This window comes from Pseudoalteromonas sp. TB64, from assembly GCF_000498095.1.
Taxonomy (GTDB): domain Bacteria; phylum Pseudomonadota; class Gammaproteobacteria; order Enterobacterales; family Alteromonadaceae; genus Pseudoalteromonas.
The window spans coordinates 1-1830 of the sequence record NZ_AUTQ01000083.1 but is presented as its reverse complement, the minus strand read 5'-3'; the positions used below and the strand labels follow the sequence as shown (position 1 = coordinate 1830).

Genomic DNA, 1830 nt, shown 5'->3' with positions numbered 1-1830 from the left:
TAGCAAACTCGATGCCCGAGTGGTGGAATTGGTAGACACAAGGGATTTAAAATCCCTCGACTAACAAGTCGTGCCGGTTCAAGTCCGGCCTCGGGCACCACTTTAAATTATTTTACCAAGATAGTTTAAAGTCGATAAAACAATATTTTGCGGTACTAGCTCAGTTGGTAGAGCGCGACCTTGCCAAGGTCGAGGTCACGAGTTCGAGCCTCGTGTACCGCTCCAAATTATTTGGATACATTTAGGCGGAATGGCAGAGTGGCCATGCACCGGATTGCAAATCCGTTTACCTCGGTTCGACTCCGGGTTCCGCCTCCATATAATTTACTCCACACGCTTTAATTAGCAAACTCGATGCCCGAGTGGTGGAATTGGTAGACACAAGGGATTTAAAATCCCTCGACTAACAAGTCGTGCCGGTTCAAGTCCGGCCTCGGGCACCATCTTTATATTAAGCACTCTGCTTATAAAAAACCTTCTAATAATCCTTTAATATCTATAAAAATTAACTAAAAACTTGATTTACCATCTTTATATTAACCACAATTTATATCATTCTTGATATGTACTATCTTATGTATGATCTACCTAATAATAGCGTTACATGATATTTTAATAATGGTTTTTATTTCTATTGTTTTAAAAAATACGTTTAGGTAGCCCTATGTAAGATCTCTAAACCCAGTCCCAAACCCAGCCCTACAACAGCAAAAATAAACCAGCCATGTAAATCCTTAGTGCCACATTGTACCTAATACTAATGAGTTTACTTTAATTGAATTGGACTAAGTGTCATAGGTTTTAACAAATCCAAAACAGTAAACCAATCCACACTTCTAGATCAAACGATCTTGAAAGCAAATAGCACAAACTTGTACGCTACTAGCATAAGTAATTGTCGAATTGATTAGTAATGCATGCTTAGTGGAAGCTAAAGTTGCCGACAGCAGTAGGTTTAGAGCTAAGGTGAGAACTTCAAATAGAGTAACCAAGAAAGCGCTAATGCATAATAGTAGGCATTAAACACTTATTTTTCAGGTTGTCTTACGTATCCTAATAACCAAATAATGTCTGTACAGTACATACCACTCACATCATCTGCCACCGCTTTTCATTTACAAGGAGTTGGGCGACTTAGTGCCGCACTTTTTATTTTTAGGACTAAAAAAGCGAGCCGCAGCTTAATGCCGATCAGTTAAGAAATATTTAACGATCCATTGACCGATCTTCTGGTTAGTTTATAAAGGCTTCTGAATTTATTTAGGAGCCTTTTATTTTGCAACTCACTACCGCACTTTCTCTAGCCAATAGCTACGCACCCAATTCAGAAGGCTTAGGTCAGCTGAGTGATTTTTTATGCCCTGAGTTTATCAAACAATGCGCAGAAACAGCTGGTGTCGCGACGATAAGGAAAAGAAGGCTTCCTGTTGAGATAGCCGTTTGGACAGTCATTTGTATGTCGTTTTATCGTGAAGACCCACTGTGGAGTATTGTCAGTAAATTAGGGCTCGCTTTACCAGGTAAAAAAGAACTCGTTGCACCCAGTGCGGTTGTACAGGCTAGGCAGCGGCTTGGGGCTGATGCCGTTAAACAGGTTTTTGAGCAAAGTCAGCAAATGTGGAATGCTGATGCGAACCACCCCACATGGTGCGGGTTATCACTATTGGGCGTTGATGGTGTCATTTGGCGCACACCGGATACCGCTGAAAATCAACATGCATTCTCCGTGTGGAAAAATCAGTATGGTGACACGGCTTTCCCTCAGGTTCGCATGGTGTGTTTGATGGAGTTAACTAGCCATTTATTAATGGGGAGCGCCTTTGATAGTTG

General features: G+C 41.2%; 1 protein-coding gene and 4 tRNA genes. All 5 read left to right on the top strand.

Annotated elements, in window-relative coordinates; genetic code table 11:
* Positions 1-13: 13 nt before the first annotated feature.
* A tRNA-Leu gene (locus L647_RS0105255) sits at positions 14-100 on the top strand.
* Between the two features lie 49 nt (positions 101-149).
* A tRNA-Gly gene (locus L647_RS0105250) sits at positions 150-225 on the top strand.
* 19 nt (positions 226-244) lie between these two features.
* Positions 245-318, top strand: a tRNA-Cys gene (locus L647_RS0105245).
* Between the two features lie 38 nt (positions 319-356).
* A tRNA-Leu gene (locus tag L647_RS0105240) sits at positions 357-443 on the top strand.
* A gap of 833 nt (positions 444-1276) precedes the next feature.
* A partial coding sequence (locus L647_RS0105235) for a transposase domain-containing protein (protein WP_024610249.1) occupies positions 1277-1830 on the top strand: 554 nt, incomplete at its 3' end.